Origin of the sequence: Anoxybacillus kestanbolensis (genome assembly GCF_001996285.1) — a bacterium.
GTDB lineage: Bacteria > Bacillota > Bacilli > Bacillales > Anoxybacillaceae > Anoxybacillus > Anoxybacillus kestanbolensis_A.
On sequence record NZ_MQAD01000001.1, the window covers coordinates 1 to 23,899 of the forward strand.

Genomic DNA, 23,899 nt, shown 5'->3' on the forward strand with positions numbered 1-23,899 from the left:
ATGCAATAAGATGTAAAGATAATCACGAAAGAAGTGGGATCTCAAATATATTTTATCAAAATTTTTAATATATTTTTACGATTGGATGAAAAAACAGAACCATATCACGCAACGACAAAAAATGCAGAAATGTGGTACGATAAAAAAGAACAACGTCGTAAAAGGATGGGAGAACATGCAAGAGTTAAAACTTCACAGCCAACATTTAAACGAAGAACTGGCGCTACCTGTGTACTGTTCAAAACCTGTTACACCGCTTTATAAACATCTCGTCATCATCGCACAAGATGGTCAAGATTATTTTATGTTTGGAAAAATCGGGCGCGTCATTGACGAGCTTGGCGTGCGCGCTGTCGTGATCGGCGTGCCGTATCGCGATGTGTCAGATCGCTATGAAAAATATCATCCGAACGGAAAAAAACGCGAAGCGTACATGCGCTTTCTCGCCAACGAACTCGTGCCACTCGTTGATGAACATTTTTCAACATATCAAATGGGATCCACTCGCATTCTCGTCGGTGATTCGCTTGCGGGAACCGTTTCGCTTCTTACTGCGATGACATACCCACATACGTTCGGAAAAGTCGTCATGCAGTCGCCGTATGTGAACGACGATGTGATGGCACATATACAATCCTTTTCAAATTGGCATTTGCTTGCGCTTTATCATTCCATCGGCATAAAAGAGACCGAAGTCAAAACGACAGACGGTGCTGTCCGTAATTTCATTGAACCAAATCGTGCGCTTGCTCACGTTCTTCAAACAAAACAAGTTCGCTATCATTACCACGAGTTTGACGGCGATCATTCATGGACATACTGGCAACCGGATTTACCGATCGGATTAAAAAAAGTTATTGAAATGTAACAGTATTTTCCGAAAATTTGTTATAATATATAAATATAATGACGAAAGGAGGAAATCGCATGAAATGTGGCATCGCGATTTTTCCATCAAAAAAAATTCAAGATTTTGCAAATTCGTATCGTAAACGGTACGACTCTCACTACGCCTTAATCCCACCGCATATCACGTTAAAGTATGCGTTTGAGGTGGAAGAGGACAAGCTCAATGAGCTCGTTCAACAACTTCGCAACGTCGCGCGCGAAACAGAGCCATTCACGTTGCGCGTCACGAAATTTAGTTCGTTTTATCCAGTCAACAATGTCATTTATTTAAAAGTGGAAAAAACAGAGCCGCTCATCAAACTACATGAAAAATTACATCGTCCACCGTTTATCGAACAAACGGACTATGCGTTCGTACCGCACATTACGATCGCACGCGATTTATCAAACGACGAATATTCCGACGTATTCGGACGCTTTAACATGCAGTCCGTCCATTTTGAAGAACAAGTCGACCGCTTCCATCTGTTATATCAGCTTGACAACGGATCTTGGTCGGCATACGAAACATTTCATCTCGGAAAGGAATAATCATATGTACGTCAAATACGGACAAGAGGAAACGCTTTGGCGCGACGCCCTGATCGTTCGCCGCGCCGTCTTTATTGACGAACAAGGGGTGTCGGAAGAAGAAGAGATTGACGCATTTGAACAAACGTCCATTCATTTCGTACTATACGACGATGACAAACCGATTGCGGCAGGACGCTTCCGAACGATTGACGACGTCGGTAAAATTGAACGCATTTGCGTCCTCCCTGCTTATCGCGGACGCGGCCTTGGCAAACGCATCATGGAAGCGATCGAGCAATACGCAACAAAGCACGTTACAAAAGTAAAATTAAACGCGCAAACCCACGCCGAACCGTTTTATAAACAGCTCGGCTACGAAACGGTATCCGACGTCTTTCTTGATGCCGGCATTCCTCATGTGACGATGGTAAAAACAATCGACATGCGATCATAACGGTCGCATGTTTTCTTTTTCCTTTGGCATACTAACAAAAGAAGCGACAGAAGAAAGGATTAGCGTGATGAACGAATTTGGACAAATTGCAGTCGAACTCATTGTCGGTTATATCGCCTTGTTTATTATGGCGAAAATACTCGGACGGACACAAATTACGCAAATTACACCATTTGACTTCATTTCCGCCCTCGTTCTCGGAGAGCTTGTCGGAAATGGACTATACGATGTAAATGTCGGACTTGCGCAAGTATTGTTCGCAATCGCTCTTTGGGGACTTTTAATTTACGCAACTGAAATGATTACGCAAAAGAAAAAAGAACTGCGTGAATTGCTCGAAGGAAAACCGGTAATCGTCATTTCGAAAGGAAAAATTTTATATGACGCATTGAAAAAAACGAAGCTTGATTTAAACCAACTGCAACATTTACTTCGCTCTCGCAACGTCTTTTCCATTCGCGAAGTCGAATACGCCATTTTAGAAACAGACGGAACCGTAAGCGTCATGAAAAAAGCCCCATACGAACAACCGACGCGCCAAGACCACAACATATCTGCATCTGAAGCGGTATTGCCTGTGACGGTCATTATCGACGGGGAAGTCATTTGGGACAATTTACGTGAAAACGGCTGGGACGAACAATGGCTGAAAAAACATATGCGCCATGCTGGCTTTGAAAACTATAGCGACATTTTATACGCCGAATGGCAAGACGGCAAAGGCATGCACGTACAATCATACTAACGCTTTTTTAAAGAACGATCTTGAGGTCGTTTTTTCTTTTGGGACGTTTGTTGTTTTTTCTCGTTTGTTGCTCGTTGTATGTTTGTGACGCGCGGAACATGAAGCGGGTTTGAACGAATCGGTGGGATGTGCATACAAATCGCCTCCTTTGTTTATATATTCGCCAACCAACAAAAAACTCCTTTTCTCTTATTGTATGTTTTGTTAACATAGACGTTGACGTTACACAAAGGAGTTCAAGCGATGAATAAGGCGCAATATAACGGCAAGTTGTTTGACATTCATACGTTACCAAGGGAAAAATATGAGCTCGTGTATGAACAAAGTTTACGCAACAAATGGACGTGCCCGATGTGCGGTGGAGTCGTTCGCTTTCATTTAGCGATTGAACATGCCCCGCACTTTTATCATGTGTCAAATGCTTGTATAAAAGAAGAACGAAAACAAGCGAACATCATCTCGATTCGCCCAACCGAACCGTTTCAAACGAAAGAAAAAAAACAAATGACCGTATGCGGTATCCCGCTCGATACAGAGCAATACGAAGCCGTTCAACACGTGGAAGGTCCACTTCTTGTGCTTGCGGGTGCTGGAAGCGGAAAAACGCGCACGTTAACGACGCGCGCTGCCGCCATGATCGCACATCATCGCATTCAATCGAAAAACATGATGATCGTCACCTTTACGACAAAAGCAGCAAAAGAGCTAGTCGACAGACTGCAGTCGTACAACCTTGACAACATCCCGACCGTCGGCACATTTCATAGCCTATTTTATCGCATGTTGCAACATGCCGATCCGTTCCGTTGGCGACACGAACGGCTCATTCGCGACTGGCAAAAAGAAAAGATGATGAAAGAAATCGGCCGCGACATCGGCATCGATGAACGTGATTTTCCGTACGACGAAGCGATGCAACGTATTTCATATTGGAAAAATACGCTGACGCCCCTTCACACCATCACCATTGAAAACGAATGGGACGAGCGCGTTGTGCAATTGTACAAACAATATGAAGCGAAAAAACAACAGCTCGAATTGTTTGATTTTGATGATATGTTATACGCGTGCTATGACATGTTACGGACGGACGAAAGACGATTGCGACAATATCACGAACGGTTTCATTACTTTTTAATCGACGAATTTCAAGACATTAACAGCGTGCAATACGAGACGATGAAACTACTTGCGTCCCACACGCATCATATTTGCGCCGTTGGCGATGATGACCAAGCGATTTATGCGTTTCGCGGCTCCGATTCATCGTTTATTCAGCAATTCCAACAAGACTTTCCGAACACGAAAATCGTCAAGCTTACCGAAAACTATCGTTCACCGCATCCGATCGTATCGTTCGCCAACCGTATCATTGCGAAAAGTCGCACGCGCATTCCGAAACAAATGAACGCTCAAACCGATAGCGTACATATGCCGACGTTGTTCTTTCCGTACGATGAAGAAGAAGAGGCAACGATGATCGCCTGTGACATCGAAGAACGAATGAAACAAGGTGTGCACCCAAGCGATATCGCCATTTTATGTCGCACGAACGCATCGGCGCGTGCCGTCTTCGAACGGCTTTCACAACTGCACATCCCCGTCACGACAGACGGCGATTCGTTTTACAATCGTCGCATCGTGCGCTATTTGTTAAGCTTTTTTCAACTTGCGCTCGATCCAAACGACGAACAAGCAATGACCGACGTCGCCACCGTTTTGTTTTTAAAACAAACGATTATGAACGACTTAAAGGCGAACGCCATTTTACAAGACTGTTCGCTCGTTGAAGCGCTTGCTAAACTTGACGGCATTCCGCCGTTTCAAAAACAAAAATTACGCACAATCGCCCCGCTTTTCGCGAAAGTGAAAGAGATGAAGCCGTTTGACGCGATCGATTTCATCGAAAAAGAGATGGGCCTAGGCGAATTTTTAAAAAAGCGCGGCAACGAAGGTAACGCAATTGAAAAAGGATCCGACGACGTGCGCGATATGAAAGTCGTCGCGCGGAAATTTAAAACGATTCAAGCGTTTCTATCTCACGTCAAACGCGTTCAAGCATACGTCAATAAAACGTGCGACGATGGCGTTCAACTCATGACGATTCATCGCTCAAAAGGGCTAGAATTTCCAATCGTCTATATCATCGGGGCAGTCGACGGGCTATTGCCGCATGACTATGCGCTTGAAGCATACCGAAATGGCGATGTCGCTCCGCTTGAAGAAGAACGTCGCCTTCTATACGTTGCGATCACGCGCGCGAAACAACGTCTTTTTATTTCCGTTCCGTCCATGCGCCGATTAAAAAAAGCAAACGCCTCGCGCTTGCTTTCCTTTCTTCAAACAAAAGCGAAAGGCCTCGTCTAAGGCTTTTCGCTTTTTTCTTATTTTTTATTTAACATGTTGGCAATCGTATTAAAATCGATCTGTTTTCCGTTATTGACGATCGATTGCACAATTTTATCTTCCAATTCTTTCGGTACGTTACGATTCGCAATTTGAGCGACGCGCTTGACGATGCCGCGCACCGTTTTTTCATCTTTAAAGTTCGCATGTTGCAACGAATTGGCGAGCGCAAAAATATCTTGCATATTCACACCCGTTTTCTTTTCAATGTTTTTAAAAAAATGTTGATCCATCTTCGCTACCTCCTTCACTTTTCTTTTTCAGCATATGAAAAACATAAAAAAAACGTTCCAAAGGTATGCCCTTTGGAACGTCTCTTCTTAGTGAACGAACGCTGCACCAACGATAATCAACAAGATGAACAACACAACGATCAACACGAATGTTGAACCGTATCCGCCGCCGTAGCCGTAGCCACCGTAACCATATCCGCAATATCCGTAACCCATAAGACTGCACCTCCTTCAACGTTGTCGCTTACATCATATGCATCGAAATGGATTTGGTATGGGCGCTCCTATAAAAATTCCCCTCCTTGCCGAAACATGCGGGCGAACTGCTTTTCTTTTTTCGCAAAAAACGCTTCCGCATCGCCCATATTTGCTTGAAACTGTTGAAATAGCGCCCCATTTATTTTTTCAAGTTTGTTTAGCGTCATCTCCATCTCTTTTCCCCATGTGTCAAACGCTTTCATTAATGCATCGTGCTTTTGGTGTTTGGCGCGCGTATACGATTGCAGTTCTTTTTCCAATCGATCCATCGCTTTCCCCCCTTGCTTTTTCATACGTAACGAACGTAAAAATGTGCTAAAATAAAAGACGAAATCAAAAGAAAGGACGTGTCATATGGAACGACTACAAGATGCACAACAATTTGAACAAGCGATCGCCTCAAGCACGCCCGTTGTCGTAAAGTTTTTTACAACATGGTGCCCAGATTGCGTGCGCATGGATCAATTTATCGGCGAAGTGATCGCTAGTTATCCACAATTTACATGGTATGACATCAATCGCGACGATGTGCCAGACATCGCCGAAACGTACAACGTTATGGGCATTCCAAGCTTGCTTGTATTCCAAAACGGCGAAAAAATCGCCCACTTGCATAGCGCCAATGCAAAAACACGCGAACAAGTCGAGGAGTTTCTGCAAACAATCAGCTAATTTAGCTGATTGTTTGCACATATAAATCAAAAAATTACGTTGAAGGGGATAACGAACACCAAAAAAGCCACGTACGTGTCGTGGCTTCACATAAGAAACGGCTGCAGTTTTTGAATAAGCTGTTGCATTTGTTTTGCTTGTTGTTCATACATTTGCTTTGCGTCATCGTCATTCGTTTGCAAGGCGAATAGTTCAAAGTCCGCTTCTGCTTTTTTCATCGAGGCGAGCAATAGTTGCTTTTGTTGCGGTGCTGGTACTTGAATGCGGTCGTCATATAAATCGACGGTCAGCTGGCCGTACGAATCGACTTGCGCTAAAAAGACGTTTTCGATAGCGACGCCCATTTGATCGAGCTGTTTTTTTAACCAGCCGCGGTTTAAGCGCGCAGTTGCGAGCGGTTCGTCTAAAATTTTGCCGTCCATAATGACCGTTTGGGGTTCTTTTTCTTCTGGCACATACGGTTTGATGTCTCCGAGCGTCAACGGCTGTTTGTCGCGTTTTAATAAAATACTTAAATCACCGTTCGCCTCAAGCGTCGCAAATTCCACATCGGCAACGCGAAACACATCTTTTTTCCGCAACTGCTCAAGCAATTCATCGGCTGTATATTTTTCTTTTTTCAAATTATCTTCTAAAATTTTGCCGTTTTTAATAAAGACGGTGGAATTGCCTTCAACGAAATCACGAAATTTTTTACTGCGTAGCGAAATGATCGAAATGGCGACAGGAAAAAGCGACCAAATTAAAATGCTCGTTATCCCTTCCGTTAAGCGAATGTCTAAATCCATCGACATCGACCCGGCAATATCTCCGATCGTAATGCCGGCGATATATTCAAAAAACGACAGCTTCGATAATTGTTTTTTTCCTAACAATTTTGTAATGACAAACAGTCCAATTAAAATGCAAATCGAGCGAATCGCAACTTCTAACCATGCTGGCATACTTACATCCCCTTATATTGCGGCTCTTCGCGCTCAAGCGTCGCGATGCGTCCTTTTAATGCCGCGATCATTTGTTCCGTCTGTAACATCGCTTCATGAAACGCTCGTTGCGCCTCCTCATTCGTTGACGTCAGCGCAAGCTCTTGCAACGTCGCATGAATCGCTTTCATGTTCGCTAAACTTTGTTTCACTTGTGAACCAATCGTCATGTCCCTCTATCCTTTCGGTTTAAATAATAATGCTCCGATAAAACCGAATACGATGGCTGCTGAAATGCCGGAGCTCGTCACTTCAAACATGCCCGTCAACACCCCGACAATGCCATGTTTTTCTGCCTCTTGCATCGCCCCGTGCACGAGCGCATTACCGAAACTTGTAATGGGAATCGTTGCCCCTGCACCTGCAAAATCAATAAGCGGCTCGTACAATCCAAATCCGTCTAAAATCGCACCAGCCACGACAAGTGCACTTAACGTATGCGCAGGCGTCAACTTAAACACATCAAACATCACTTGTCCGATGACACAAATGAGCCCTCCGACGACAAACGCCCAAAAAAACATCGCTATCATGAATGATCGCCTCCATATTCAATCGCCACTGCATGAGCAATACAAGGAATCGTTTCCCCTTGTTGAAACGTCAGCGGTGATAAAAGCGCTCCTGTCGCCACGACGAGCATGCGCTTTATCTCTCCTCGCTTCATACGATTCAACAAATGACCGTACACGACCGTCGCAGAACACCCCGCTCCGCTCCCTCCCGACAACACCGGCTGTCCTTCGCGATAAATGATTAACCCGCAATCTTGATATCGCTCTTCTTCAAGCTCCATTCCGTTTTTTCGCAACAAATCGAGCGAGACGGTGCGGCCGATTTTTCCTAAATCGCCTGTGACAATTAAATCGTAATACGACGCATCGACTTGCATATCGCGTAAATGCGCTTCAATCGTATCGACTGCGGCTGGCGCCATCGCCCCGCCCATATTAAACGGGTCGGTCAATCCCATATCGACGACGCGCCCAATCGTCGCCGATGTAATGCGTGGGCCATCTCCTTCACTTCCGACGAGCGCTACCCCTGCCCCGGTCACCGTCCATTGCGCCGTCGGTGGCTTTTGCCCACCGTATTCGGTCGGATAACGAAACTGCTTTTCGACGGCAGCGTTATGGCTTGCAGCACCTGTTAATATGTACTTCGCTCCGCCGTAATTGACGATAAATGCGCTTAACGCGAGTGCTTCCATCGATGTCGAACAAGCGCCAAATACACCTAAATACGGAGTGCTAAGCGTGCGTGCTGCAAAGCTTGACGGCGTCATTTGATTAATTAAATCGCCAGAAATAATGAATTGCACTTGTTCCTTTTCGATGCGCGCCTTTTTCATCGCTTGAAAAAACGCTTCTTCAAACAGCACTTTATGCGCTTTTTCATACGAATCTTCCCCAAGCCAAAGGTCTTCATGAAGCAAATCAAAATCATCGGCGATATTTCCGTTCGCTTCAAACGGGCCGCCGACTGCCGCGGTGGCGACGATGACCGGACGGTTTTCAAACACCCATGTGCGATGTCCTTTCATCATCCGAGCCCACCCCATTTCACCGCGATCGTTTTAATGAGCGCCACGACGAAAGCGGAAAACGTACCGAACAAAATGACTGAACCGGCAAGCTTAAACATATTTCCACCGACACCGAGCACAAACCCTTCCGTCCGATGTTCAATCGCAGCCGAAATGACGGCGTTTCCAAATCCGGTGACAGGCACCGCACTTCCCGCCCCGGCAAATTGCGCCAATCGGTCGTATACGCCAAAACCGGTTAACAACATCGCGATAAATACCATCGTCGCCACCGTCGGATTGCCGACCGTTTTTTCCGTAAAATCGAAAAAGTACATGTAAAAATAAGAAATCGCTTGGCCAATCGCACAAATCAAACCGCCAACAAAAAAGGCACGCACGCAATTTTTTAACACCGGTCGCTTCGTTTCCCGCGCTTGTTCAAATTGATGATACTCTTGTTGAACGGGCGTTAAATTTTTTCGCTTTTCGTTTGCCATCATCTCACCTCACGTTTGTTCTTCACTTAATTTTTGAATGATTGTTACTTCTTTTTCGATTTCTTTTTCGTTCATCTGTTTCGTTTCAATTTTTTCTTTTAACGCTTTCGTTTTCCAAAAAATTTTTAAATCGTGTGAGGCGATCACTTTTTCATCGAACGCATCGTTTAACATATTCCGTACATCTTTTTCAATTTGTTTCATGCGAAAGCGATGCAAATGTTTCACTTGATACGCGACAAGCAACCGTCCGTTCGCCTCAACCGCCACCGCATCTTTCACATCTTGCCGTTCCTTTAACATCTGTACGGCCTTTTCGGCGTGTTGTTGGTCGCTTCGTTTCGCGCTTCCGTTATGACTAACATTGGTCATATTTTCTAGTTGAAGCGACTGGTTTTTTTCTTTCTGTTCATCTGCACAACTCATAAGAAAAAAAACGGAAATGAGTACAAGCCATTTTTTCATAGCATTCACCTTTCTATGCATGTAACGAAAGGGCGCCCTTATTGGACACCCGCATTACTTACTGTTTATATTGTGGCTCTTCTTGTTCAATTTCTTGCAAGCGCGGTGCTACTAAATCGACGACCGCTTGCGTTTGTTGTGCCGCTTGTTGATACAATTGTTTTGCTTTTTCATTTTCTGTTTGCAGGGCAAACGTTTCAAAACTTGCCTGCGCTGATTTCAACCCCGCTAACGTTTGTTTCACAGAACTTGCAACAGTCATATAAAAACCTCCTTTGTTTTTTCTCATCACATAGCATGCGCTCATTCGAAAAAGTTATACAAAAAAAATAGCCCCCGAAGGAGCTAACATTTATCGCGAAATCCGTTTCCGAGCGACGGGTTATTGATGATTCCAGCCATGACTAAAATACTTAAAAAGGCGTTCCATAGTTGCTCATATTTTCCTAAATCAATATCGACTCCAAACGTTTGAAGCAAAAGCGCAATAAACGAACCGATCGCTAACCATAGTCCGTAATTTTTAAAACGCTCCATCATTTTCTCCCCCATGCTATTGTTTTAATTTCTTTCCACATCCACAACCGCCTGTTTTTTTTACAGGTGCTGGTGAAGATGTATATACTTTTGCAGCTTGTGATCCACCGAGAACAATTGGCTTTTTCTTTTCCATTGGCAAACCCTCCACAACATGTAAGATACAATAGCATATGAAAAAGATGGAGCAAGTGACTATGCCTTTTTCCTATTTCTCTTTTTCCGCAAACGAAAACGGAGTCGACAACGGTAATTTGGCATTTTTTAGCACTTGTTGCCGTTGAAGCGTATGCATAAACCACGAATCTGGCCGTTGTTGAAATAACTGTTTCGTTAATTGCTCAATTTGTTTTTTTAACTCCTCATTCTCTTTTTTTAACCGCTTCACTTCCTCGTACCGTTGTTCACTTAACGCCGCCAATTCTTTTAACAACACATTTTCCGCCCGCAAGACGTCTAACTCGTTTTGCATATGCCTCCCCCTCTCTACTACATAACAATTCAAACAGACGCTCATTTATGACAAAAAAATTCCGCACTTATCCCTGCACACTTACCTACCTTTCTCATACTATACAGTAGTCCCGACACATGCGACGGGAAAAACTGAAATTAGGAGGAACGAGACATGACGCATCATAAAGAGCGTAAAGAAAAAGTGTGTATTAAAACACGCAAAGTGTATGACTGGGTTACTCGTCAAGTCGATGTGCCGTTGCGTAGTTTTTCAAATGGGGATTTGGAAGCGATCTTTCCAGAAAGCAGATGTCCGCGCCAGGGGCAAACGGTTTGTGATTTCTTCGCGTCCAACGGCTTAAGCGCTGGCGATTTCTCGATTCGCTGCTTTTTAACAGACGATGAAGGCAATCGCATTGATCGCACAGTCGACAACAACGCGTTAATTTGCCAAGAAATTTTACAACCAAACGGACGTCAACCTGTTCACGTCACGCTTCCATCAGGCGATACAGTCACATTGCAAAAAGTGAAAGTGCTTGTGAAAGGTCACGTTGTTGTGCAAGTTGTCAATGCGAACGGCCACGTCGTTTGCGAATCTAGCCCAATCCCATTTGCGACAGCGCAAACGTTTATTTTATGCGCACCAGAAGGCACGACGCTCGATTGCCACATTTCGTTTTTCGAATGTGACGCTAGCTTAATTTGCACTGACAACTTCTCACAGCTTGATGTATCGATTACATTATGTTTAGAAGTGCAAATGGAAGCCGAGGTAAAACTTGAAGTCGAAGCACGCTACTGCCAGCCGCGCGAAGAAATTTTAGAAGCGACGCTTTGCCCAACAGACAAATTCCCACCGCAATGCCCTGAAGTATTCCCAGCACATTAATGAGTAAAGCAGGCTCACAGACAGCCTGCTTCTTTTATATGTTTAACATGTAGCTGATTACCGTATATGTGCAAGCAATCCAAAAGGAATAAGAACGATAGCACGTATTTTTCACTTCTTCTGAATACCTATTCCACATATACCCACTTCCATGTATATAAAAAAGAAAACTTGTGGCAATCACACCGACAAGAAACGTCCATTCCATATATGGCACGCCTGTTTTTTCACTTGCTGCATATGGAACAAAAAATAAAAATACGATTGTAGTCAAAATAGAAAACGATGTTCTCATTCAATCACACCTTTATTTTGGTATATATGACATATGATAAAATAAAATGAATATTGAAACAACAAAAGGAGAGGATGGCATAAAATGACGAAAAAAATATGGATCGTATTTTTCATTTGTTCGATGTTTATCGTTCAACCAAGCCATATGACTCCAAATGGTTGGCAAGGATGCCCAGAATGCTTATAGGGGGGAGGAGATGAACGACCAACATATTCAACTGCAACAAAAAGTGATTCATTATCGCTCAGAAGTCGCGAAATATAAACAACTATTGCAGCTCGTCGAAACCGAACTGAAGCGCGAGCAGCTGCGCAATCATTATTTGCAAAAACAGCTTGAACAAATGGATGAATGTGAACAAACGATCGAAAAGCTCGAACAACAGCTTCTGTTTTACGAAGTGGCGCTCGAACAAGAAAAAAAGCGAAAAAAAGAGGAAAAGACAGAGCGCGCCCACGCCTATTTTGCGTACGCGACGATGATTCCTGAAGAAAAAGACGAACATGTGACGGTCATCGGCGATTTCGTTGTCGAAAATATTGGTAATACACCGCTTAACGATCCGATCATTTGCCTTCGCCTTCGTCCTCCCGATCATGCGCAATTAAGTGGAAAGTTTTCCTTTCGACAACTGCAAGAAGAAGGCGGTTGGACGTTTGCGGTCGACAATTGGCGCCAAAAAATAAAAGAAGGAGAATATTGGTTAAAGCCAATCGATGAAACGACGCTTTTGCCAAACGAACAACTGCGCTTTCCGTCATTTGAATTACGCGTCATACAAACGGTTGTCGTCGAGGGGTTCGTTTATTTTCGCCAGCTGAAACAAGGGGTATCATCTTTCAATCATATCGTTATTAATAAATAAGCAGGCATCCGCCCGCTTTTTTATTTGCTTCATTTTTGGACAATCATTTCGATGACAGACGCGACACCTGCGATCGCTAAAATCGATACAAGTGGCATAAACATGGTTGGCGCATAAACTGTTCCGACGTACAACAGCGCCGCACACCACACCCCTGTACACCAATGACAACTTAACAGCTCCCCGATCCACTTTCTTATCCCTGTCCCTTTGATGACAATATACGTCTCTCCGTCTTGTTCGAACTCATCGTGAAACGGCGCGCGCAAAAACGACGTAATGCGGTCGTACACAAGTAAGCGCGTCAAACGAAATGAAGCAACACATAACAAAAAAAAGGGAAAAGCATCCATTCTCTCGCCTCCTCGCTTCACTTTATGTTCTCCATTCACAAAACATGTAGTGCTTTCGCCCATTCCCTTTTTTTCATTTCACATATAATGCAATGAGTCAATTCATAAAAAAGGGTGTGAAACTGTGTATAACATTTTTTTCAGCAACCGTCTTTTAGCGAAACACCGCCATATCCAACAAATGTGCGCGACACTTTCGACATTAAGCGAAGGAACAGAACTACATGTGCACACAAACAACGAGACGTACTATAACGTGAAGCTCGTGCAAGTCGACACATTGGCGAAAACATTAACAATCATTATTGACCCATTTTATAAAAAAGAAGGAACAGCGCTTACGCTCAACTGTCGTGACATCGTCGCAGTCGAGTTTCCGACCGAGGCGCTCGTCGCCGCAGGCAAAGAACAAACAACAACAATTGGAACGAAAAAAACAGAAGACGAAGACGAGTAAAGGAAGTGAACGTATGAACGTTTGTATCATTGGTGCCGGTTATGTCGGATTAACGACAGCTGCTGTTCTCGCAAAAATCGGGCATACCGTTCATTGTATTGATGAAAACGAACAAAAAATTGCCGCCTTACAACGCGGAGAAATCCCAATTTACGAGCCACGTTTAGCTGAGTTATTTACCGACCATCAAAGTCGGCTTTTTTTTCATCATGATGGACGAAAACATATACAAGAGGCAGACGTCATTTTTATTTGCGTCGGCACACCTCCAGATGTAAAAGGAAAACCAGACGTCTCCTACGTCAATCGCGCCATTGACATGCTTATCCCACATGTAAACGATCATCAAACGCTCGTCATGAAAAGCACCGTCCCGATCGGAACGAACGAACGGATATACGAACGATTAAAAAACGAAGGAAAACATGTACGCGTCGTCTCAAACCCTGAATTTTTACGGGAAGGCTCTGCCATTTACGACTCTTTCCATCCTGACCGTATCGTCATCGGCTTACGTGACGATGATGATCGTTCCCTTTCCATCATGCAAACGTTATATGCCGGCATTCATGCACCATATGTCGTGACAAGTTTAAGTGGCGCAGAAATGATAAAATATGCTGCCAACGCTTTTTTAGCGACGAAAATTTCCTTTATAAACGAAATGGCACGCCTTTGCGACACGTACGGTGTCGATGTTGTCGACGTCGCCAAAGGAATCGGACTTGACGGAAGAATCGGTCCGCACTTTTTACAAGCTGGGATCGGCTATGGGGGCTCTTGTTTTCCGAAAGATGTGACAGCTCTTATTCAAATGGCGTATGAACAAATGGTGCGACCGTACATGTTAGAAGCGACAAAAGCGGTAAACGACACGCAGATCAATTGGTACGTTCAAAAAATGAAACGAACGTTAGGAGAACTTGCTGGGAGACGCATTGCCGTCCTCGGCATCGCTTTTAAACCAAATACAGACGATATTCGCGAATCTCCCGCCGTTTTACTCATCACCAAACTGCACGCCCATGGCGCTGACGTCATTGCTCATGATCCAAAAGCTACACTTCCACTCGACGTCGCGGTTAAACAAGCAAAAACAATAGATGAAGCGGTTAAAAAGGCTGATGCGCTTATCGTTGCGACCGATTGGGATGCGTATAAACAGTTAAACTGGGAAGAAGTAAAACGAATGATGAACGGAAACGCCGTCATCGACGGACGAAATAGCTTGCCTCGTGAGGCGATCATAAACGCAGGACTACACTATATCGGGGTGGGGCGCAGATGAACATACTTGTTACAGGAGCAGCTGGCTTTATCGGTTCGCACGTATGCGAAGCGTTGTTACAGCACCATCACGTCATCGGCATCGACTGTTTCACCGGTCCGACGCCAAAACAATGGAAAGAAAAAACGATCGACATGTTAAAAAAACATGACCGTTTTACATGGCTCGAAGGCGATTTATTGTCGTTGCCGCTCGACGACATCGTCAAACAAGTCGATGTCATTTATCATTTTGCTGGCATGCCGGGCGTACGCACAAGCTGGGGAACGTCATTTGATTTATACACAACAAACAACGTATTAGCAACGCAACGGTTGCTTGAAGCGTGTAAACAACATCGACCAAAACAGTTCATTTATACGTCCACCTCATCCGTTTACGGAGAAAAACATGGGCGCGTGCATGAAAACATGACTCCGACTCCTCTTTCACCGTACGGCATCACGAAGCTTGCTGGCGAACATTTATGCCACGTATATGAATCGGAGTTTGGCGTGCCGATGACGATTTTACGTTATTTTACTGTATACGGTCCACGCCAGCGACCTGATATGGCATTTCATCGCTTTATTCGCCAAATGTTGTTTGATGAGCCAATCACGATTTTCGGAGACGGCACACAAACGCGCGATTTTACGTACATTTCCGACTGCGTCAATGGCACGCTTGCTGTACTTGGCAACGACAAAGCGATTGGCGAAACGTTCAATATCGGCGGGAAAGAACGAGCTTCGCTAAACGACGTCATCGCTATGCTCGAAGAGATGATCGGAAAACGAGCAAACAAACAATATATGAATAAAGCGATCGGCGAGCCGAAACATACGTGGGCGGACATTTCAAAAGCAGAAAACATGCTTGCCTACGCCCCGAACGTGCCGTTACGAGAAGGGTTGCGTCGTGAAGTCGAATATATTCGCTCGCTTTACAGGAGGTAGCTATGCACATCGCATTCATTTGTACAGAAAAATTGCCGTCGCCAGCCGTCAAAGGGGGCGCTATTCAACTGATGATTGATGGCATCGCTCCCATGTTTGCCGCTAAACATACGCTCACTATTTTTTCGATTACTGACCCTTCGCTTCCGATGTACGAAATACGTGATGGCATCGAATATGTGCGCGTACCAAAAGAACAATACGAACAACATATCGTCAACGAACTAAAAAAGCGCACGTTTGACGTCATTCACGTTTTTAACCGCCCCGTAAACGTGTTATTTTACAAACAAGCAGCACCAAATAGCCGCTTCGTCACCAGTTTGCATAACGATATGTTTTCGCCGATGAAAATGAAACGTGACGTTGCCGAACGAGTGATTGCGGAAGTAGATGCGATCACAACGGTAAGTGAATATATGAAACGAACCGTCACAAAACGATACGATGTCCGAGACGATCTCATTCACATCGTCTACTCAGGTGTCGATGCGACACGCTACACGCCACCATGGACGGAGGAAGGAAAACAAAGGCGCACCACCATGCGCCAACGTTTTGGAACAGAAGATGATGACGTCATTTTATTTATCGGGCGGTTAAGCAAAACAAAAGGCGTGCATGTGCTCATTGAAAGTATGAATCATGTATTAGCCGAACGTCCAAAGGCAAAGCTCGTCATCGTCGGAGGCAAATGGTTTAGCGACAATCGTCCAAACGAATATGTGCGCTTCCTTCATCAACTAGCGAAGCCTTACAACGATCGTATTCAATTTACAAGCTACATTCCGTCCGAATACATTCCACACATATTCACAATCGGTGATGTGTTCGTTTGCAGTTCGCAATGGCACGAGCCGCTTGCCCGCGTACATTACGAAGCGATGGCAGCGGGCGTGCCGATCGTGACGACAAACCGCGGCGGAAATAGCGAAGTGATCGAACATAACGTAAACGGGCTTGTTGTTGACGACTATGCATCACCAAAAGCGTTCGCACGCGCCATTAGCGAATTATTGCACGATAAAGAAAAAGCGCTCGCACTTGCTCACGAAGGACGAAAACGAGCGGAAACGACGTTTTCCTTCGCAAACACAGCCGAGCAACTTGAGCGTGTATATATTACGATTTGCCAATAAGCGATACCGATACGACATGTTCAATCGGGATCGTGATCGTTTTTTCTTCTTCACTTAATGTAAAAACGACTTTTTTCTTATCGCACGTTTGAATGATTCCTTCATACGTGCGATTTTTCGTTTTCAACTCACACGTCACCGGACGAAGTTCATTCGGGAGCGTCGCTAAAAATTCAATACGCTCAGCCGTATTCATCTCGCGAAAATTCGCAAATGACGGTGGCGGATACGATAGCTTTTCTTTTTTCGTCCGAAACGTCTGTTGCATATAACACGTTTTCGGCCCTAAATTCGGCTGAACGATATACAACAACGGCGCATTTTCCACACGCTTTTTCATTCCCACACCCCTCCTTTTTACGACTACTATATGCGCAAAAAGAAAGGGGCATGCCATAATACATAAAAAGCTGTTTGGTCGATGCCAAACAGCTTTCAAATTAGCGCGCTAAAATGTGGTAGCCAGAGTCGACGTGGATAATTTCTCCAGTCACGCCGCGCGATAAGTCGCTAAATAAAAATAAGGCTGTGTCGCCAACTTCTTCTTGTGTCGTTGTGCGACGTAGTGGTGCACGCTCTTCAATTTCTTTTAAAATCGAGTTAAAATCGCCGACACCTTTCGCAGATAACGTGCGAATTGGACCTGCGGAAATGGCGTTGACGCGAATGCCGTATTTCCCTAAGTCGTTCGCTAAATATTTCACGCTCGCTTCTAACGATGCTTTTGCCACACCCATGACGTTGTAGTTTTGCACGACGCGCTCGCCACCTAAATACGTTAATGTGACGATGCTGCCGCCTTCGGTCATTAGCTCTTTCGCCGCTTTCGCCACCGCTGTTAACGAATAGGCGCTAATGTTGTGCGCAAGTAAAAATCCTTCGCGATCGACGTTCATATACTCGCCTTCTAAATGTTCTTTATTCGCAAATGCGATACAATGCGCAAGACCGTGAATGACGCCCACTTGCTCTTTAATTTGCGCAAAGCATGAGGCAATTTCCTCATCTTTCGTTACATCGCAAGGCAATACAAGCGCTGTGTCATCTTCTAACGTCGCCACTAATTTTTTCACTTCATTTTCAAAACGCTCACCTGCATATGTAAAAATTAACCGCGCCCCTGCCGCATGAAGCGCACGCGCAATGCCCCAAGCGATGCTTCGTTTATTTGCCACACCCATCACGACATACGTCTTTCCTTGTAATGATAATTGCATATTCGTTCATCCCCTTAAATTTATGATTTGTTATTAGAACCTAGTATTAATATGATTATAACAAAAAATTCCCTACTTTCAAATAGGGAATTTTATAATAAATAGTCCATAAACATCTTCGCTAAACCGAAATAAATGAGAATGCTAATTAAATCGTTAATCGTCGTAATAAACGGACCAGATGCAACAGCCGGGTCGATGCGCAATTTATGCATAAAGAGCGGAATAAGCGCCCCTGCAACTGTCGCAACCGTCAACGTCGCAAATAACGCTAATCCGACGAGTACACCTAAGAAAAACTGTTGCTTCCATACGTACACAACAATCGTAATGACGACGCCGCAAGATAAACCGATAAGTAGCCCCGTTAGCGCTTCGCGTGCAAGCATGCGCCACTTTCCTTCTTTTTCGAAATCCCCCATCGCTAAACGGCGCACCGCGACCGCCAACGACTGCGTCCCTGTATTTCCAGACATGCCCGCAATAAGCGGAATAAACACCGCTAAAATCGCGACTTTTTGCAACGTGTCTTCAAAACGGCTAATTAAATTCGCCGTCATCATGCCTAAAAACAGTAAAATAATGAGCCACGGCAACCGCTTTTTCGCCGCTTCGAACGGAGTGTATTGAATATCGACATCCGGAACCCCCGCGAGTTTCGAATAGTCGTCTGTCGCTTCTTCCGAAATGACGTCGACAATGTCATCGACGGTAATAATCCCAAGCAAATGATTGTTCATATCGACGACAGGAAGCGCTAAAAAATCGTAGTTTTGCATTTTGCGCGCCACTTCTTCTTGATCTTCATCAACAAATACAGAAACGACCCGATCGTTCATGACATCACAAATCATCGCATCATCATCCGATGTCAACAGCTCGCGTAGCGACAATACCCCAACGAGCTGCCGTTGTTCATTGACGACATACAAATAATAAATCGTTTCCGCATTCGCTGCTTCTCTTTTTAAAATTTGCATCGCCGAACGCACCGTTTGATTGGCGTGAATGGCGATATATTCCGTTGTCATAATGCTTCCGGCCGTATATTCTTTATAATGAAGCAACCCTTGAATATCTTTCGCCGCTTCATCGTCCATAATCGTTAAATAATTCGCCACTTCTTTTTTATCTAGTTCATTTAATACGTCCGCCGCATTGTCGGCATACATGTGCGCGAGCATTTGCGCCACAAATAACGGATCCATTTCCGACAAATAAATTTTATATTCATCTTCTTCAATATCGAGGTGGTCAAAAATTTCCGCCATTTCCGCTGGCGACAAATATTCATACATGCGCTTTCTCACTTCTGGGCTTTGTTCAACGTAAAACTTCGCCCGATCATACGGATGCAATTTTAAAAACTGTTTTCGAAACGCTTCGATTTTTCCATCATATAACGCCTGCAACATAATACCCCTCCTCTCGACAAAAATCGCTTTTCTTATTATGCGCGAATCTTTGCCAACTTGCAAGCAACGATGTAAAATGAGAATGCACGATGAAACACAGGGGGAACGACGATGGAAAACGAAAAAACCGTTCAATCGAAAATAGATTATCATTTATTGTTCATTTTATTTTTAATTGCGATCGTCAGCGCCATTGCCATCGAAAGCGCGCGCGAGACGCTCCCCGCTAAACTGCAACATATTAACTTTGCGCAAAAGCAGCTCATGTGGTATGGCGTCGGAGTCGTCGTCATTGCGGTGACGATGCTTGTCGATTACGATCGACTGTTTAAAATCGCTTGGTATTTGTACGGCTTCGGGATGATTCTTTTACTTGGATTAGAATTAAACGTCCCGGGTACATTAACGATTAAAGGAGCAACGAGCTGGTACAGCCTGCCGGGCGGAAACTTTCAGCCGTCTGAGCTGATGAAAATTTTTATGATTATCGTCATTAGCCGGATTATCGTCAACCATCGTGAAAAATACCATGACCCGACGTTGCAAGACGATTTGAAACTGCTCGGAAAAATCGGGCTTTCGCTACTGCCGCCGCTTTTTTTACTTGCCCGTCAGCCTGATATGGGGATGTCAATGGTATTTATGGCGATCACCGGCTCGCTCATTCTCGTTTCCGGCATTCGTTTGCGCATTATCGCCGCTATCGTCGGTGTTGCTGTACTTGGCGCAACAGCGTTTATCGTGGCGTTTTTATATTTCCCAGACGTATTAAAAATTCAACAATATCAATTAAACCGTTTTTACGGCTGGTTGAATCCGTACGAATATTCAAGCGATCAAGGGTTTCAGCTTATTAAATCGCTACTGGCGATCGGATCTGGGGAATTATATGGAAAAGGATATAAAAACTTAGACGTCTATTTACCAGAGTCGCATACCGACTTTATTTTTAGCATTATCGGAGAACAATTCGGCTTTATTGGGGCAAGCATCGTCGTGTCGCTCTTTTTCTTGCTCATTTACCGCATGATTCAAATTGCGCTAGAATGCCACGACCCATTCGGCAGTTATTTATGCGCCGGCGTCATCGGCATGATTACGTTCCAAGTATTCCAAAATGTCGGCATGACGATCGGGTTACTACCGATTACCGGTCTTCCGCTTCCATTCGTCAGCTACGGAGGAAGCTCGCTTGCCACATACATGCTTGCAATCGGGCTCGTCTTAAACGTCCGTTCGCGCACACAAAAATTTATGTTTTCTGCTGAACAATGATAGCCGCTTGTATGCGGCTATTTTTGTAGAAAGGAGGAAAAATGTACGACATTATTGGCGATATTCATGGTTGTTTTCACGAATTCATGTTATTAACAAAAAAGCTTGGCTACGTTTGGGAACACGATATCCCGATTCATCCGAACGGACGAAAGCTTGCGTTCGTCGGCGATTTAGCCGATCGTGGTCCGCAGTCATTGCGCGTCATTGATACGGTCATCTCGCTCGTTCAACAAAACAAAGCGGTGTACGTCCCAGGCAATCATTGCGACAAATTGTATCGTTTTTTTCTCGGTCGAAATGTGCAAGTGACACACGGACTTGAAACGACGGTTGCCGAATGGGAACAAGCAGATGAAAAAACAAAAACACGCATTCGTACGCAGTTTATGACACTGTACGAACAAGCGCCCCTTTATGCCGTCTTAGATGAAGGAAAACTAATCGTTGCCCATGCTGGCATTCGCGCAGATTACATCGGAAAATTCCATCAAAAAGTAAAAACGTTCGTTTTATACGGCGATATTACAGGTGAAAAACATCCGGATGGCTCCCCTGTGCGCCGAGATTGGGCAAAACATTACCGAGGCGATGCGCTTATCGTATACGGACATACGCCCGTCAAAGAGCCGCGCTGGCTAAACAACACCGTCAACATCGACACCGGCTGCGTATTCGGCGGACAACTCACAGCGCTTCGCTATCCGGAAATGGAGACGGTTTCTGTTCCATCAACGATGCCGTATGTCGCTGAAAAGTTTCGCCCGTTTGATTAAAGCAAACGGGCGATGTCGTCAGGGAGCGGCGCATGAAACGTCATCGTTTTTTCAAAAAACGGATGAAAAAACGTCAGCTCACAACTATGTAGCGCTTGGCGGTCGATATGTTCCCGCAATCCCCCATATAAATCATCGCCAACGAGCGGATGACCGATATGAGAAAAATGAACGCGAATTTGATGCGTACGCCCCGTTTCTAATCGAATCGACACGTGCGTCATCTCATTTTTCTGTTGCAATACTTCATAATGCGTCACCGCCCGCTGACCGTCTAATCGCACTTCCCGCTCGATGATGCTGTCGCCTTTTCGTCCGATCGGCGCATCAATCGTTCCAACGAGCGGGGTGACATAACCGTGGCAAACCGCTTCGTACCGCCGTTTCACCCGCCCTTGCTTTTGTTGTTCGCTAAGTAAATGATGCACATGGCGATGCTTTGCGACAAGCACAAGCCCGGACGTATCGCGGTCAAGCCGTGTGACGACATGCACCGTCGTTTGTAACTGTTGTTGTTCGTAATGATACAATAACGCATTCGCAAGCGTCCCATGCGGATGTTCGCGCGACGGAATGGTTGACATGTGCGGAGGCTTATTGATGACGATCACATAATCATCTTCATACACGACCGCAAGCGGAATCGGCTCAGCGACCATATGTACCCCTTTTTGTTCTGGTGGAAACGAAACGCACACTTCATCGCCTGCTTTTAGCACGTAACGAACGGTCACAGGCACATCGTTCACTTCGATCCGTCCCCCTTGAAATTTAATATCGGTGAGCGCTGTTTTTGAAATATGTTGTTGTTTTAAAAATTCACGAACGAGCATCCCATCTTGTTGTTGTGTGACGATCCAACGAAGTTGAAACATACAAATCCCTTTCTACTGAATGAATGATTCGCGCACGCGCTTCCAAAACGGAAACGGACGGAAGCGAGCAAAGCGAATTTTTTCGTCGGCGACGCGGCATTGTATCGACTTCACATCTTTATGAAGTAGCGACAAATGGTCGATCGTAATTTGAAAATCAACGTCATTGACCGGCTTTAACATGCACGTATGATGCGCAGGCAAAATAAGCGGTGAGCCAATCGTACGAAACACGCGGTTGTTAATCGATGCCATTTCTGCGACTTGGATCGCTTCGAGCGATGGATGTAAAATCGCCCCGCCAAGCGCTTTATTGTATGCCGTACTTCCCGATGGCGTCGAAATGCATAACCCATCCCCGCGAAACGTTTCAAACAAATCCCCACGAATTTCAACGTCCATCACAAGCGTCCCTCCAACGCTTTTCACCGTACATTCATTGAGCGCTAAATATTTTGCTTCGCGTCCGCCGCGCACATATCGAATCGTCACTTCTAAAAGCGGGTATTCCACGATTTGATATGGCGTTTTTGCAATCGCAATGACGAGCTTTTCAATTTCATCTGGCACCCAATCGGCGTAAAAGCCTAAATGACCCGTATGCACCCCGACAAACGCCGTCTGTTCTAACCGGCTCCGATAGCGATGAAACGCATACAACAACGTCCCATCCCCGCCGACTGAAATGACGATATCCGGCTCGTCTTCATCATACGTTAAACGAAAATCGGTTAAATATGTACGAATTTTATACATACATTCGTTTGATATCGCATCCCCTTTTGATATGACCGCAAATTTCACGCGCCCCACCCCTCGTTATCTTTTACGTCTTGCTTACGCGAAAACGCCGCTTGCGCCTCTTGAATTTCAAAACGAATTTTCGACATTTCCTCGTCTAACAAATATGCGGCTTCTGCGGCGCGCTGCAATCGTTGGCGAATATCTTCTGGAAACTTGCCGCTATATTTGTAGTTTAACGAATGTTCAATCGTCGCCCAAAAGTTCATCGCAAGCGTGCGAATTTGAATTTCAACTAAAATGTTTTTCTCGCCATAAATCATTTGCACCGGATAACGAATAACGACATGATACGAACGATAACCGCTCTCCTTTTTTTGCGTAATGTAGTCGCGTTCCTCGACAATCGTAAAATCGTTGCGCTTGCGCAACAGTTCAACGACCGTTTGAATGTCATCGACAAACTGACACATCATACGCAAACCTGCAATATCTTGCATTTGTTCTTCTAGTTGATCGAGCGGAATATTTTTCTTTTGCGCCTTATCTAAAATGCTCGCAATCGGCTTCACTCTTCCGGTCACAAATTCGATTGGAGAATGCACCCCTTGCATTTCAAATTGAGCGCGCATCCCTTTTAACTTGACTTTTAACTCCTCGACCGCCTGTTTATACGGCGCTAAAAAAAATTCCCAATGTCTTTCCATTCAACCA

General features: G+C 44.7%; 35 protein-coding genes. 14 read left to right on the forward strand and 21 right to left on the reverse strand.

From position 1 onward, the window contains the following. The first annotated feature begins 175 nt into the window (after positions 1–175). The 4 genes from BO219_RS00005 to BO219_RS00020 all read left to right on the forward strand — a co-directional run bounded on the left by BO219_RS00005 (position 176) and on the right by BO219_RS00020 (position 2,621). The gene (locus tag BO219_RS00005) at positions 176–868 is read left to right on the forward strand and encodes an alpha/beta hydrolase-fold protein (protein ID WP_006322856.1); all 693 of its coding nucleotides are present in this window, start codon (positions 176–178) and stop codon (positions 866–868) included. Positions 869–927: 59 nt separating this feature from the next. Continuing rightward, entirely contained in the window at positions 928–1,440 is a 513-nt protein-coding gene (locus tag BO219_RS00010) for a YjcG family protein (RefSeq protein ID WP_021094697.1), read from the forward strand. 4 nt (positions 1,441–1,444) lie between these two features. Continuing rightward, positions 1,445–1,876: a GNAT family N-acetyltransferase gene (locus tag BO219_RS00015; protein ID WP_077427582.1), complete on the forward strand. Its 432-nt coding sequence runs from the start codon at positions 1,445–1,447 to the stop codon at positions 1,874–1,876. A gap of 67 nt (positions 1,877–1,943) precedes the next feature. Then, entirely contained in the window at positions 1,944–2,621 is a 678-nt protein-coding gene (locus BO219_RS00020) for a DUF421 domain-containing protein (RefSeq protein WP_077427584.1), read from the forward strand. Here BO219_RS00020 and BO219_RS14595 read toward each other — a convergent pair. Next, positions 2,618–2,755 carry a hypothetical protein gene (locus tag BO219_RS14595; protein ID WP_006322849.1) on the reverse strand — a complete coding sequence of 46 codons (138 nt, stop codon included), beginning with the start codon at positions 2,753–2,755 and terminating at the stop codon, positions 2,618–2,620. The genes BO219_RS00020 and BO219_RS14595 overlap by 4 nt on opposite strands. Before the next feature lie 109 nt (positions 2,756–2,864). On the opposite strand from BO219_RS14595, the gene BO219_RS00025 reads away from it, so the two are divergent. After that, positions 2,865–4,988, forward strand: coding sequence for an ATP-dependent helicase (locus BO219_RS00025; protein ID WP_198936600.1), 2,124 nt, complete (start codon positions 2,865–2,867; stop codon positions 4,986–4,988). A 17-nt stretch (positions 4,989–5,005) separates the two neighbouring features. Here BO219_RS00025 and spoVIF read toward each other — a convergent pair whose 3' ends face one another. The 3 genes from spoVIF to BO219_RS00040 all read right to left on the reverse strand — a co-directional run bounded on the left by spoVIF (position 5,006) and on the right by BO219_RS00040 (position 5,787). Beyond that, positions 5,006–5,260 (reverse strand): sporulation-specific transcription regulator SpoVIF, encoded by a 255-nt coding sequence (gene spoVIF / locus BO219_RS00030; protein WP_006322845.1) that lies wholly within the window; start codon positions 5,258–5,260, stop codon positions 5,006–5,008. Between the two features lie 87 nt (positions 5,261–5,347). Next, positions 5,348–5,476 carry a YjcZ family sporulation protein gene (locus BO219_RS00035; protein ID WP_006322839.1) on the reverse strand — a complete coding sequence of 43 codons (129 nt, stop codon included), beginning with the start codon at positions 5,474–5,476 and terminating at the stop codon, positions 5,348–5,350. 68 nt (positions 5,477–5,544) lie between these two features. After that, positions 5,545–5,787: a hypothetical protein gene (locus BO219_RS00040; RefSeq protein WP_077427588.1), complete on the reverse strand. Its 243-nt coding sequence runs from the start codon at positions 5,785–5,787 to the stop codon at positions 5,545–5,547. 85 nt (positions 5,788–5,872) lie between these two features. On the opposite strand from BO219_RS00040, the gene BO219_RS00045 reads away from it, so the two are divergent. After that, entirely contained in the window at positions 5,873–6,190 is a 318-nt protein-coding gene (locus BO219_RS00045) for a thioredoxin family protein (RefSeq protein WP_035065045.1), read from the forward strand. Between the two features lie 86 nt (positions 6,191–6,276). On the opposite strand, the gene BO219_RS00050 is transcribed toward BO219_RS00045, so the two are convergent. The 9 genes from BO219_RS00050 to BO219_RS00090 all read right to left on the reverse strand — a co-directional run bounded on the left by BO219_RS00050 (position 6,277) and on the right by BO219_RS00090 (position 10,672). Then, positions 6,277–7,134 carry a DUF421 domain-containing protein gene (locus tag BO219_RS00050; RefSeq protein WP_077427590.1) on the reverse strand — a complete coding sequence of 286 codons (858 nt, stop codon included), beginning with the start codon at positions 7,132–7,134 and terminating at the stop codon, positions 6,277–6,279. 2 nt (positions 7,135–7,136) lie between these two features. Next, the gene (locus BO219_RS00055) at positions 7,137–7,343 is read right to left on the reverse strand and encodes a DUF1657 domain-containing protein (RefSeq protein ID WP_035065036.1); all 207 of its coding nucleotides are present in this window, start codon (positions 7,341–7,343) and stop codon (positions 7,137–7,139) included. Positions 7,344–7,349: 6 nt separating this feature from the next. Next, entirely contained in the window at positions 7,350–7,706 is a 357-nt protein-coding gene (spoVAE, locus tag BO219_RS00060) for a stage V sporulation protein AE (RefSeq protein WP_035065033.1), read from the reverse strand. Further along, on the reverse strand, positions 7,703–8,719 hold the full coding sequence (gene spoVAD / locus BO219_RS00065; RefSeq protein ID WP_035065030.1) for a stage V sporulation protein AD: 1,017 nt from the start codon (positions 8,717–8,719) through the stop codon (positions 7,703–7,705). Before spoVAD ends, spoVAE begins: the two co-directional genes overlap by 4 nt. After that, positions 8,716–9,198 (reverse strand): stage V sporulation protein AC, encoded by a 483-nt coding sequence (spoVAC, locus tag BO219_RS00070; RefSeq protein WP_035065028.1) that lies wholly within the window; start codon positions 9,196–9,198, stop codon positions 8,716–8,718. The genes spoVAD and spoVAC overlap by 4 nt, the downstream gene beginning before the upstream one ends. A gap of 9 nt (positions 9,199–9,207) precedes the next feature. Continuing rightward, positions 9,208–9,663 carry a YhcN/YlaJ family sporulation lipoprotein gene (locus tag BO219_RS00075; RefSeq protein ID WP_035065025.1) on the reverse strand — a complete coding sequence of 152 codons (456 nt, stop codon included), beginning with the start codon at positions 9,661–9,663 and terminating at the stop codon, positions 9,208–9,210. 58 nt (positions 9,664–9,721) lie between these two features. Next, a complete protein-coding gene (locus tag BO219_RS00080; protein ID WP_035065022.1) occupies positions 9,722–9,925 on the reverse strand; it encodes a DUF1657 domain-containing protein in 204 nt (67 codons plus the stop codon). A gap of 83 nt (positions 9,926–10,008) precedes the next feature. Beyond that, entirely contained in the window at positions 10,009–10,200 is a 192-nt protein-coding gene (locus BO219_RS00085; RefSeq protein ID WP_077427592.1) for a phage holin family protein, read from the reverse strand. A gap of 208 nt (positions 10,201–10,408) precedes the next feature. Next, positions 10,409–10,672 (reverse strand): spore coat protein regulator protein YlbO, encoded by a 264-nt coding sequence (locus BO219_RS00090; RefSeq protein ID WP_077427594.1) that lies wholly within the window; start codon positions 10,670–10,672, stop codon positions 10,409–10,411. Between the two features lie 156 nt (positions 10,673–10,828). Between BO219_RS00090 and BO219_RS00095 the strand changes: the two genes are divergently transcribed. After that, positions 10,829–11,548 (forward strand): BMQ_0737 family morphogenetic spore coat protein, encoded by a 720-nt coding sequence (locus BO219_RS00095; protein ID WP_077427596.1) that lies wholly within the window; start codon positions 10,829–10,831, stop codon positions 11,546–11,548. Between the two features lie 34 nt (positions 11,549–11,582). Here BO219_RS00095 and BO219_RS00100 read toward each other — a convergent pair whose 3' ends face one another. Then, the gene (locus tag BO219_RS00100; RefSeq protein WP_035065011.1) at positions 11,583–11,843 is read right to left on the reverse strand and encodes a hypothetical protein; all 261 of its coding nucleotides are present in this window, start codon (positions 11,841–11,843) and stop codon (positions 11,583–11,585) included. A 199-nt stretch (positions 11,844–12,042) separates the two neighbouring features. On the opposite strand from BO219_RS00100, the gene BO219_RS00105 reads away from it, so the two are divergent. Further along, positions 12,043–12,711, forward strand: coding sequence for a hypothetical protein (locus BO219_RS00105; RefSeq protein ID WP_077427598.1), 669 nt, complete (start codon positions 12,043–12,045; stop codon positions 12,709–12,711). 29 nt (positions 12,712–12,740) lie between these two features. Here the strand turns inward: BO219_RS00105 and BO219_RS00110 are convergent, their stop codons facing one another. Next, complete coding sequence (locus tag BO219_RS00110) at positions 12,741–13,064, reverse strand: DUF1360 domain-containing protein (RefSeq protein WP_077427600.1); 324 nt, start codon at positions 13,062–13,064, stop codon at positions 12,741–12,743. A 124-nt stretch (positions 13,065–13,188) separates the two neighbouring features. On the opposite strand from BO219_RS00110, the gene BO219_RS00115 reads away from it, so the two are divergent. From BO219_RS00115 to BO219_RS00130, 4 genes are read left to right on the forward strand one after another with little or no spacing between them, the layout of a single operon-like run. Next, on the forward strand, positions 13,189–13,521 hold the full coding sequence (locus tag BO219_RS00115; RefSeq protein WP_035065003.1) for a hypothetical protein: 333 nt from the start codon (positions 13,189–13,191) through the stop codon (positions 13,519–13,521). A 13-nt stretch (positions 13,522–13,534) separates the two neighbouring features. Beyond that, positions 13,535–14,809, forward strand: a complete 1,275-nt coding sequence (locus tag BO219_RS00120) for a UDP-glucose dehydrogenase family protein (protein WP_077427602.1) — start codon at positions 13,535–13,537, stop codon at positions 14,807–14,809. After that, positions 14,806–15,747: an NAD-dependent epimerase/dehydratase family protein gene (locus BO219_RS00125; RefSeq protein WP_077427604.1), complete on the forward strand. Its 942-nt coding sequence runs from the start codon at positions 14,806–14,808 to the stop codon at positions 15,745–15,747. The genes BO219_RS00120 and BO219_RS00125 overlap by 4 nt, the downstream gene beginning before the upstream one ends. A gap of 2 nt (positions 15,748–15,749) precedes the next feature. After that, positions 15,750–16,886: a glycosyltransferase family 4 protein gene (locus tag BO219_RS00130; protein ID WP_077427606.1), complete on the forward strand. Its 1,137-nt coding sequence runs from the start codon at positions 15,750–15,752 to the stop codon at positions 16,884–16,886. On the opposite strand, the gene BO219_RS00135 is transcribed toward BO219_RS00130, so the two are convergent. From BO219_RS00135 to mgtE, 3 genes are all read right to left on the reverse strand, one after another. After that, positions 16,870–17,226, reverse strand: a complete 357-nt coding sequence (locus BO219_RS00135; protein WP_035064992.1) for a CotO family spore coat protein — start codon at positions 17,224–17,226, stop codon at positions 16,870–16,872. The two genes, BO219_RS00130 and BO219_RS00135, sit on opposite strands and share 17 nt — an antisense overlap. Before the next feature lie 100 nt (positions 17,227–17,326). Continuing rightward, positions 17,327–18,103 (reverse strand): enoyl-ACP reductase FabI, encoded by a 777-nt coding sequence (gene fabI, locus BO219_RS00140; RefSeq protein ID WP_035064989.1) that lies wholly within the window; start codon positions 18,101–18,103, stop codon positions 17,327–17,329. Between the two features lie 92 nt (positions 18,104–18,195). After that, entirely contained in the window at positions 18,196–19,518 is a 1,323-nt protein-coding gene (gene mgtE, locus BO219_RS00145; protein WP_077427608.1) for a magnesium transporter, read from the reverse strand. A 111-nt stretch (positions 19,519–19,629) separates the two neighbouring features. Between mgtE and BO219_RS00150 the strand changes: the two genes are divergently transcribed. Together BO219_RS00150 and prpE are read left to right on the forward strand one after the other, a co-directional pair. Further along, positions 19,630–20,793, forward strand: a complete 1,164-nt coding sequence (locus tag BO219_RS00150; protein ID WP_077427610.1) for an FtsW/RodA/SpoVE family cell cycle protein — start codon at positions 19,630–19,632, stop codon at positions 20,791–20,793. Between the two features lie 41 nt (positions 20,794–20,834). Next, the gene (gene prpE, locus BO219_RS00155; RefSeq protein ID WP_077427612.1) at positions 20,835–21,569 is read left to right on the forward strand and encodes a bis(5'-nucleosyl)-tetraphosphatase PrpE; all 735 of its coding nucleotides are present in this window, start codon (positions 20,835–20,837) and stop codon (positions 21,567–21,569) included. Here prpE and BO219_RS00160 read toward each other — a convergent pair. From BO219_RS00160 to yjbM, 3 genes are read right to left on the reverse strand one after another with little or no spacing between them, the layout of a single operon-like run. Further along, the gene (locus tag BO219_RS00160) at positions 21,566–22,444 is read right to left on the reverse strand and encodes an RluA family pseudouridine synthase (protein WP_077427614.1); all 879 of its coding nucleotides are present in this window, start codon (positions 22,442–22,444) and stop codon (positions 21,566–21,568) included. The genes prpE and BO219_RS00160 overlap by 4 nt on opposite strands. Positions 22,445–22,456: 12 nt before the next feature. Then, a complete protein-coding gene (locus BO219_RS00165) occupies positions 22,457–23,248 on the reverse strand; it encodes an NAD kinase (RefSeq protein ID WP_006318785.1) in 792 nt (263 codons plus the stop codon). Then, positions 23,245–23,892, reverse strand: a complete 648-nt coding sequence (gene yjbM, locus BO219_RS00170) for a GTP diphosphokinase (RefSeq protein WP_077427616.1) — start codon at positions 23,890–23,892, stop codon at positions 23,245–23,247. The genes BO219_RS00165 and yjbM overlap by 4 nt, the downstream gene beginning before the upstream one ends. Positions 23,893–23,899 lie beyond the last annotated feature (7 nt).

Bases quoted from the DNA above. Each gene is read 5' to 3' on its own strand.
- BO219_RS00005 (WP_006322856.1), top strand. From the start codon at position 176: ATGCAAGAGTTAAAACTTCACAGCCAACATTTAAACGAAGAACTGGCG.
- BO219_RS00010 (WP_021094697.1), top strand. From the start codon at position 928: ATGAAATGTGGCATCGCGATTTTTCCATCAAAAAAAATTCAAGATTTT.
- BO219_RS00015 (WP_077427582.1), top strand. From the start codon at position 1,445: ATGTACGTCAAATACGGACAAGAGGAAACGCTTTGGCGCGACGCCCTG.
- BO219_RS00020 (WP_077427584.1), top strand. From the start codon at position 1,944: ATGAACGAATTTGGACAAATTGCAGTCGAACTCATTGTCGGTTATATC.
- BO219_RS14595 (WP_006322849.1), bottom strand. From the start codon at position 2,755: ATGCACATCCCACCGATTCGTTCAAACCCGCTTCATGTTCCGCGCGTC.
- BO219_RS00025 (WP_198936600.1), top strand. From the start codon at position 2,865: ATGAATAAGGCGCAATATAACGGCAAGTTGTTTGACATTCATACGTTA.
- spoVIF (WP_006322845.1), bottom strand. From the start codon at position 5,260: ATGGATCAACATTTTTTTAAAAACATTGAAAAGAAAACGGGTGTGAAT.
- BO219_RS00035 (WP_006322839.1), bottom strand. From the start codon at position 5,476: ATGGGTTACGGATATTGCGGATATGGTTACGGTGGCTACGGCTACGGC.
- BO219_RS00040 (WP_077427588.1), bottom strand. From the start codon at position 5,787: ATGGATCGATTGGAAAAAGAACTGCAATCGTATACGCGCGCCAAACAC.
- BO219_RS00045 (WP_035065045.1), top strand. From the start codon at position 5,873: ATGGAACGACTACAAGATGCACAACAATTTGAACAAGCGATCGCCTCA.
- BO219_RS00050 (WP_077427590.1), bottom strand. From the start codon at position 7,134: ATGCCAGCATGGTTAGAAGTTGCGATTCGCTCGATTTGCATTTTAATT.
- BO219_RS00055 (WP_035065036.1), bottom strand. From the start codon at position 7,343: ATGACGATTGGTTCACAAGTGAAACAAAGTTTAGCGAACATGAAAGCG.
- spoVAE (WP_035065033.1), bottom strand. From the start codon at position 7,706: ATGATAGCGATGTTTTTTTGGGCGTTTGTCGTCGGAGGGCTCATTTGT.
- spoVAD (WP_035065030.1), bottom strand. From the start codon at position 8,719: ATGATGAAAGGACATCGCACATGGGTGTTTGAAAACCGTCCGGTCATC.
- spoVAC (WP_035065028.1), bottom strand. From the start codon at position 9,198: ATGGCAAACGAAAAGCGAAAAAATTTAACGCCCGTTCAACAAGAGTAT.
- BO219_RS00075 (WP_035065025.1), bottom strand. From the start codon at position 9,663: ATGAAAAAATGGCTTGTACTCATTTCCGTTTTTTTTCTTATGAGTTGT.
- BO219_RS00080 (WP_035065022.1), bottom strand. From the start codon at position 9,925: ATGACTGTTGCAAGTTCTGTGAAACAAACGTTAGCGGGGTTGAAATCA.
- BO219_RS00085 (WP_077427592.1), bottom strand. From the start codon at position 10,200: ATGGAGCGTTTTAAAAATTACGGACTATGGTTAGCGATCGGTTCGTTT.
- BO219_RS00090 (WP_077427594.1), bottom strand. From the start codon at position 10,672: ATGCAAAACGAGTTAGACGTCTTGCGGGCGGAAAATGTGTTGTTAAAA.
- BO219_RS00095 (WP_077427596.1), top strand. From the start codon at position 10,829: ATGACGCATCATAAAGAGCGTAAAGAAAAAGTGTGTATTAAAACACGC.
- BO219_RS00100 (WP_035065011.1), bottom strand. From the start codon at position 11,843: ATGAGAACATCGTTTTCTATTTTGACTACAATCGTATTTTTATTTTTT.
- BO219_RS00105 (WP_077427598.1), top strand. From the start codon at position 12,043: ATGAACGACCAACATATTCAACTGCAACAAAAAGTGATTCATTATCGC.
- BO219_RS00110 (WP_077427600.1), bottom strand. From the start codon at position 13,064: ATGGATGCTTTTCCCTTTTTTTTGTTATGTGTTGCTTCATTTCGTTTG.
- BO219_RS00120 (WP_077427602.1), top strand. From the start codon at position 13,535: ATGAACGTTTGTATCATTGGTGCCGGTTATGTCGGATTAACGACAGCT.
- BO219_RS00125 (WP_077427604.1), top strand. From the start codon at position 14,806: ATGAACATACTTGTTACAGGAGCAGCTGGCTTTATCGGTTCGCACGTA.
- BO219_RS00130 (WP_077427606.1), top strand. From the start codon at position 15,750: ATGCACATCGCATTCATTTGTACAGAAAAATTGCCGTCGCCAGCCGTC.
- BO219_RS00135 (WP_035064992.1), bottom strand. From the start codon at position 17,226: ATGAAAAAGCGTGTGGAAAATGCGCCGTTGTTGTATATCGTTCAGCCG.
- fabI (WP_035064989.1), bottom strand. From the start codon at position 18,103: ATGCAATTATCATTACAAGGAAAGACGTATGTCGTGATGGGTGTGGCA.
- mgtE (WP_077427608.1), bottom strand. From the start codon at position 19,518: ATGTTGCAGGCGTTATATGATGGAAAAATCGAAGCGTTTCGAAAACAG.
- BO219_RS00150 (WP_077427610.1), top strand. From the start codon at position 19,630: ATGGAAAACGAAAAAACCGTTCAATCGAAAATAGATTATCATTTATTG.
- prpE (WP_077427612.1), top strand. From the start codon at position 20,835: ATGTACGACATTATTGGCGATATTCATGGTTGTTTTCACGAATTCATG.
- BO219_RS00160 (WP_077427614.1), bottom strand. From the start codon at position 22,444: ATGTTTCAACTTCGTTGGATCGTCACACAACAACAAGATGGGATGCTC.
- yjbM (WP_077427616.1), bottom strand. From the start codon at position 23,892: ATGGAAAGACATTGGGAATTTTTTTTAGCGCCGTATAAACAGGCGGTC.